The 7119-nt window shown below is 38.4% G+C and carries 6 protein-coding genes and 1 riboswitch; all 6 genes read left to right on the top strand.

The features are described 5' to 3' along the window. Positions 1-76 precede the first annotated feature (76 nt). Positions 77-178: riboswitch (TPP riboswitch) on the top strand. 75 nt (positions 179-253) lie between these two features. After that, positions 254-898: a thiamine phosphate synthase gene (locus JCM15092_RS08560; RefSeq protein WP_024994301.1), complete on the top strand. Its 645-nt coding sequence runs from the start codon at positions 254-256 to the stop codon at positions 896-898. A 116-nt stretch (positions 899-1014) separates the two neighbouring features. Next, the gene (locus JCM15092_RS08555; RefSeq protein WP_024994300.1) at positions 1015-1788 is read left to right on the top strand and encodes a sulfide-dependent adenosine diphosphate thiazole synthase; all 774 of its coding nucleotides are present in this window, start codon (positions 1015-1017) and stop codon (positions 1786-1788) included. 13 nt (positions 1789-1801) lie between these two features. Next, positions 1802-3508, top strand: a complete 1707-nt coding sequence (thiC, locus tag JCM15092_RS08550) for a phosphomethylpyrimidine synthase ThiC (protein ID WP_034541795.1) — start codon at positions 1802-1804, stop codon at positions 3506-3508. Between the two features lie 3 nt (positions 3509-3511). Continuing rightward, positions 3512-4276 carry a bifunctional hydroxymethylpyrimidine kinase/phosphomethylpyrimidine kinase gene (thiD, locus tag JCM15092_RS15535; RefSeq protein WP_034541781.1) on the top strand — a complete coding sequence of 255 codons (765 nt, stop codon included), beginning with the start codon at positions 3512-3514 and terminating at the stop codon, positions 4274-4276. 6 nt (positions 4277-4282) lie between these two features. Beyond that, positions 4283-4876: a thiamine phosphate synthase gene (locus tag JCM15092_RS08540; protein WP_024994298.1), complete on the top strand. Its 594-nt coding sequence runs from the start codon at positions 4283-4285 to the stop codon at positions 4874-4876. A gap of 148 nt (positions 4877-5024) precedes the next feature. Next, positions 5025-7082, top strand: a complete 2058-nt coding sequence (locus tag JCM15092_RS08535; protein ID WP_024994297.1) for a TlpA family protein disulfide reductase — start codon at positions 5025-5027, stop codon at positions 7080-7082. The last annotated feature ends 37 nt before the right edge of the window (positions 7083-7119 follow it).

Here is a 7119-nt window from a genome sequence, read left to right as displayed (position 1 = left end):
ATAATATATTTTTACCAAATAGAACTCTTTTTCTTTGCTATTTGAAAGAGAAAGCATACATTTGCAGCACTTATTGATAAAGACAAAGGGGTGCCCTTGATAAACAAAGGTGCTGAGATTATACCCTGACAACCTGATGCAGGTAATGCTGCCGTAGGGATATGCCATAATATCTTCTTTTTAGGAGTAGAGCATTTTATAATATGCTATCGTAAACTCCCATTCCTTTTTCTTATCATAATTAGCGATTATAATGGAAAAGGAAAACTTCAGACTTCAGTTTATTACAAATTCTAATGATACGAATGCATTGACAGCATCCGTTAATGCCGTTCTGCAAGGTGGTTGCAGATGGATACAACTTCGCATGAAAGATGCATCCGAGGAGCAGATCATTGAAGCTGCTTATGGGGTCAAAGCTCTCTGTAGGAGATACAATGCCACATTTATCATAGATGATCATGTAGAGATTGTCAAGATAGTACAAGCCGATGGTGTTCACCTGGGATTGAATGACATACCTATAATGCAGGCAAGATCTCTGCTTGGAGAGGGTTTCATTATCGGCGGCACAGCAAACAGCTTCGAGAATATTCTTCAACACTACAATGACGGAGCCGATTATATAGGCTGCGGTCCGTTTAAATTCACAACAACAAAGAAAAAATTAGCACCCATACTCGGTCTCGATGGATACAAAGAGATCATAAAGAGAATGGGCGATTCGGATATTTATATACCCGTTGTAGCAATTGGAGGGATAACTTCCGAGGATGTTCCCTCCATAATCTCAACAGGAGTGGACGGCGTGGCAATAAGTGGTGCAATTCTTAATACACCCAACCCGGTTGAAGAGACTAAACATATCATTAAAGATATTGAGAGAAACCATTTATGAGATTGATACAAATCTCAACTCTTCGTATATAATAATAGAAATTTATAAAACAATAACGACTCCTAATTGAGGAGTAAAAAGATAACTATTTTATTAATCAAATTAAATCTAAAGAGATGATTGAAACAAAAGTATCACAAGGCATCATCAGTACTTACTTTGATAAGATGCAACGTAATCTAAACCTTGATGTAGCAATAGTTGGTGGCGGACCTTCAGGAATTGTAGCAGCATATTATCTTGCTAAAGAAGGTTTTAAGGTTGCTATATTCGACCGTAAGTTGAGCCCGGGAGGAGGTATGTGGGGTGGTGCTATGATGTTCAACCAGATTGTTGTACAACAGGAGGCCATGGATATTGTAAACGACTTTGCAATAACTAATGAGAAGCTTGAAAATGACCTTTATACTATGGACTCTGTCGAGAGCACTGCCTCTCTGCTATATCATGCAGTACATGCAGGTGCAACAATATTCAACTGTTACTCTGTAGAGGATGTGATATTCAAGAATGATGTGGTAGCAGGTGTTGTAGTCAACTGGACACCAGTACTTCGTGAGAGATTACATGTAGATCCACTTAATATATTGGCTAAGTATGTTGTTGACGGAACAGGACATGACAGTGAGATATGCTGTACCGTGGCTCGTAAGAATGGTGTTAAACTGGCAACCGATACAGGTGGAGTGATAGGAGAACGCTCACTCGATGTACAGATGGGAGAAGATGAGGTAGTGAACGGAACAAAAGAGATCTATCCGGGACTATTTGTTTGCGGAATGGCAGCATCAGCAGTATCGGGAACACCACGCATGGGACCTATCTTCGGTGGTATGCTTATGTCAGGAAAGAAGGTAGCAGAACTTATCGCAGCTAAACTTAGAGGATAATATGTCAGGCATTATGGAGAATAAGGAGATAATAAGAACAACCTTTCCCAATAGTGAAAAGGTATATCTTCCCGGCACCATGTTCCCTGAAATAAAGGTCGGCATGCGCAAGGTCATGCTGACACCTACAGTTGAGTTCATCAACGGAGAGAAGGTCGTTCACGAAAATGCACCTGTAATGGTATACGATACCAGTGGTGCATATAGTGATCCCTATGCAGATATAAATTTGGAAAAGGGACTACCCAGGATACGCAAGAGCTGGATTGAGAAGAGAGGTGGAGTGGAAGAGCTTAATGAGGTGAGTTCGGAATATGGTCGCAAGCGTAAATATGACAAGAGCCTTGACTCACTGCGCTTTGAGCATATATCTCTGCCTTTACGGGCAAAAGATGGATGTGGCATAACACAGATGTACTATGCCAAGAATGGTATCATTACTCCAGAAATGGAGTATGTAGCAATACGTGAGAACATGGATTGTGAAGCACTTGGTATAGAATCACATATAACTCCCGAATTTGTAAGAAAAGAGATAGCCGAGGGACGCGCTGTATTGCCGGCAAATATAAACCACCCTGAAAGTGAGCCTATGATTATCGGACGTAACTTCCTTGTGAAGATAAATACAAATATAGGCAACTCGGCTACTACAAGCAGTATTGATGAGGAGGTTGAGAAGTCTGTATGGAGTTGCAAGTGGGGAGGAGATACAATAATGGACCTCTCAACCGGCAATAATATACATGAAACACGTGAGTGGATTATTAGAAACTCACCTGTACCTGTAGGCACAGTACCTATCTATCAGGCTCTTGAGAAAGTTGACGGTAAAGCAGAGCTTCTCACCTGGGAGATATATCGTGATACACTTATAGAACAGTGTGAGCAGGGTGTCGACTATTTCACTATCCATTGCGGAATACGTCTTCATAATGTCCATCTTGCCGATAAACGTCTTTGCGGTATAGTAAGTCGCGGAGGCAGTATAATCAGTAAGTGGTGCCTTGCACATCAGAAAGAGAGTTTCCTTTATGAGCACTTCGACGATATATGCGATATAGTTGCAAAATATGATGTGGCAATATCACTTGGCGACGGACTACGTCCAGGATCTGTATACGATGCCAATGATGAAGCACAGTTTGCTGAGCTTGATACTATGGGAGATCTTGTTCAGAGAGCATGGGCTAAGAATGTTCAAGCATTTATTGAGGGACCGGGACATGTGCCTATGCATAAGATTAGAGAGAATATGGAGAGACAGATTACTCACTGTCACGAGGCTCCATTCTATACTCTCGGTCCTCTTGTAACCGACATAGCACCTGGATATGATCACATAACAAGTGCCATAGGTGCTGCACAGATAGGTTGGTTGGGTACAGCCATGCTCTGTTATGTTACACCTAAGGAGCATCTGGGACTGCCAAACAGAGAAGATGTGCGCACAGGTGTTGTCACCTATAAGATTGCTGCTCATGCAGCCGATATAGCAAAAGGTCATCCAGGAGCAATGGTAAGAGACAATGCACTAAGCAAAGCAAGGTATGAGTTCAGATGGAAAGACCAGTTCAATCTGTCTCTTGATCCTGAGAGAGCTTTGGAATACTATAAAGAGGGACGCCATGAAGATGGTGAATACTGTACTATGTGTGGCCCTAACTTCTGTGCTATGAAACTTAGCCGAGAGTTGAAGAACTGCGGAAAAGAGCAATAAGTCATGACAAAAGAGTATAACAAAGTTTTTACAATAGCCGGTTCCGACCCTAGTGGCGGAGCCGGTATTCAAGCAGATATAAAGACAATATCTGCATTAGGATGTTATGCAGCCTCAGCTATTACATCACTTACCATACAGAACACTAAGGGAGTAAGCAAGTCGTATATTATCGATTCTGTCATTGTAAAAGAGCAGATAGATGCTGTCATGGAGGATCTCAAACCTGATGTGCTCAAGATAGGTATGCTTTGTAATAAAGAGATAGTAGAAGTTGTGGCAGATAGTATAAGAAGATATAGGCCTAAATTGGTGGTGGTCGATACTGTGATGATATCTACCAGCGGACGCAGACTACTTTCCGAGGAGGGTTGTCAAACCATGATAAAGGAACTTATACCATTGGCCTCAATCATAACCCCTAATATACCTGAAGCAAATGTCCTTGGAAACTCGATAGAGGAGATATGCAGCCTGGGATGCCCTAATGTACTGATAAAAGGAGGTCATCAAAATGGTGATATACTTACAGACATCTTCATAGAGAACGGAAAACAAGAGGAGATAAAGAACATAAAGGTAGAGACCATAAATACACATGGTACTGGATGTACACTATCCTCAGCTATTGCAGCCTATCTTGCTAAAGGTTTAGAAATGCGCGACTCGGTTTTTGCAGCAGAAAGTTATCTGCAAAGGGCGATAAGTAGCGGAGCAGATATCAAAACAGGAGAGGGGCACGGTCCCGTAAACTTCTTTTTTAAGTAAAAGGTTATGTTCAATATTATAGTAATTACAGCAGAGAACATCATCAATTGTGAAGCAGAGATAATAAATACTCTGTTCCATTCAGGACTAAGCAGACTTCATCTACGTAAACCCAAAGCTACTTACAGCCAGATGGAAGAGATAATAAATTGTATTGATAAGAAATATTATGACCGTATAGTGGTTCATGACCATCATGAGCTGGCTGTGAAGTATAACCTTGGAGGTATACATATAAATAGTCGCAACCGAGAGAGACCTATAGGATATAATGGCTCGGTAAGCTGTTCTTGTCACTCAATCTCCGAGTTGAAAGATAAGAGAGATGAATTCGATTACCTGTCTCTATCTCCTATATTCAACAGTATCTCCAAAGAGGGATACCAATCCAACTTCACCGCATCGCAACTTATTAAAGCCAGAAAGGATGGAATTATAGACGATAAAGTATATGCTTTAGGAGGAGTTGATGTTGACAATATCTCTTTGCTTGGTCATTATGGTTTCGGGGGAGCTATGATTCTAGGATATATGTGGGATAATGATGGAGACAAAGCTGTTGAAATATTTATTCATATACTGAGATCCATTAATTCATAGAATAGCAAAGCATTATAGCTGAAAAAAAGTAAAAATAAGTTATCATTTTTCTTAATTTTTATTGTTTAGTATTTTTATTTTTATTTAATTTGACTGTTTGTTAAAAACAATTACCCTGTCAATACCTTAAAAACTAAAATACTAAAACATGAAAAAGATTCTCTTATTACTGATTCTACTACTGTCTGTAGAGGTATATGCTACACAAAAGATTAAAAACCCACAAATTGACTTTTCACCTACATGGGTAAAAATCCATGAGATAGAGTTGGGAAAAGATGCTACCATAATACATTGTGATCTGCAGAATAAGCCAAACTGGTGGGTGAAGGTTCAGAGTAATTGGATTATTCAAGATAAAAAGAGTGGAAAAAACTACAAAATATTACGTGTTGATGGTATAGAGATTGATAAAGAAATATATATGCCTGAATCAGGTAAAAAGCCATGCACAGTCTACTTCGAGCCTTTAGATAAGAGTACAGAGCTTATCGATATCATTGAACCTGGATCAAGAGTCACATCACAAGTTTACGGAGTACATATTAAGTCGGTGAAACAAAAGAAGGATAAAGAAAAATTTGATCCTCGCTCCATGGATGCCGACTACTATATGAATTTACCATATAAGGCAGATACAACCTGGAGATTCTCTACTGAAAGATATCAAGATATGGAGTTTTATAGATATGGTAAAGCACACCTAACCGTGCATCTGGACAATTTAGTAGATGAGCTGAAATCATCTTTTGAGAATTGTGGAATATTAGCTCAAGATCTTATTTTGAACAGAGATAATAACCAAACGGCTAAACTAATTGATAATAAATGTTGGGAGCAAGATATAGATTTGACAGGACCTCAGTTTGTCTCTATTACAGGAGCCATATACTTAAACATATTCATGCAACCTGGTGATACACTTGACATATATACAACATTAGAAACAGATATCAATACTGACAAGCCAAAATACATGACTTTCAAGGGAAACAGTGAGTCAGCTATTATTAATAGCCTTTTTCCTGTACTGCTAAAGAAAATAGGTATTGCGGATAACACATCATTTTATAAAAATGATAGTAAAGCTATTGAAAATGGGCCTGAAAGTGTTATGGCTCTTGCTGATTCATACGGAGATGATATTAATCGTATTATTGAGGGTAATGAGGTTCGTGACTTATTAAACAGCACACCACTCTCTACTTATGGAAAAGATATCATATTTTCAAATGCCATACTAAAAATTGCACAAAACCTTGAAGATTGCAAAAGTAGTTATGATCAGAAAAGATTTAAACAATTTATAAATGCAGATGGTACATATTCAATTAAGGAGGACAGCACCTTTATTCCTTTGGACAATAAACGTTTTTATTCAAAACTTCTAATACATAAATCTGAAATTTTTGATAACCCATTGTCACTCTGTACTGAGGACAGATGGGTATTGATAAACAGATTCCTATACAGTACACTAATTAGACAATATAAGACAGAGTATGACAGTATGAATCGCATTATTAGTTCCAAGTTTGTTGTGAATCCTGAAATGAAAAACTGCTTTATGAGTGATCTGTTTTACTCACAAGGAGGTGGAAATTATATAAAGGATATAAATAAAAACTTTGAATTGGGGAGAATTGATTCACAGACAGCAATTGAATATATGTCAAAAAATCTTTCTGAATCTTTTGCAGAAATTAAATATCCAATAATCATCAAATGTTTGCTGAAAGATTATGGGGATGTAGTAAGCGAAGTTAAGCGAGTTGACAATAATAATAAATTCAACTTCACAGGAGAGAAAAAGGCACTCTTGGATAAAATCATTAAACCATACGGTGGTAACATCCTATTCCTGGATTTTTGGGGTATGGGTTGTGGTCCATGCAGACAAGGCATGCTAACTATGCGTGATAAGGTAGAAGCATTAAAAGATAGCCCTTTCCGTTTCCTATATATATGCGATGGGAACAGCAATTCAAAAGAGGGTGCAGAGAAGTGGATGAATGACAATAACATTAAGGGCGAACATATATATGTCACCAGAAATGAGTGGAATCTGCTTATGGAGATGTTTAATTTTAGTGGCATACCTCATGCAGCACTTATAGGAAAAGATGGGAAAGTCATTCAGAATGACTTTCAAATTGGTTTCACAAGTCTAGATGAGATCAAAAATCTGATCAAAAAGTATGAATAAAAGGCTTTTCCTAACTCTATTCTTGTAAAAAGAATAA

It is taken from the genome of Phocaeicola paurosaccharolyticus JCM 15092, from assembly GCF_000613805.1.
GTDB lineage: Bacteria > Bacteroidota > Bacteroidia > Bacteroidales > Bacteroidaceae > Phocaeicola > Phocaeicola paurosaccharolyticus.
The sequence above is the reverse complement of the archived record's forward strand: the minus strand, read 5'-3'. Positions and strand labels throughout refer to the sequence as shown.

Bases quoted from the DNA above. Each gene is read 5' to 3' on its own strand.
- JCM15092_RS08560 (WP_024994301.1), top strand. From the start codon at position 254: ATGGAAAAGGAAAACTTCAGACTTCAGTTTATTACAAATTCTAATGAT.
- thiC (WP_034541795.1), top strand. From the start codon at position 1,802: ATGGAGAATAAGGAGATAATAAGAACAACCTTTCCCAATAGTGAAAAG.
- JCM15092_RS08540 (WP_024994298.1), top strand. From the start codon at position 4,283: ATGTTCAATATTATAGTAATTACAGCAGAGAACATCATCAATTGTGAA.
- thiD (WP_034541781.1), top strand. From the start codon at position 3,512: ATGACAAAAGAGTATAACAAAGTTTTTACAATAGCCGGTTCCGACCCT.
- JCM15092_RS08535 (WP_024994297.1), top strand. From the start codon at position 5,025: ATGAAAAAGATTCTCTTATTACTGATTCTACTACTGTCTGTAGAGGTA.
- JCM15092_RS08555 (WP_024994300.1), top strand. From the start codon at position 1,015: ATGATTGAAACAAAAGTATCACAAGGCATCATCAGTACTTACTTTGAT.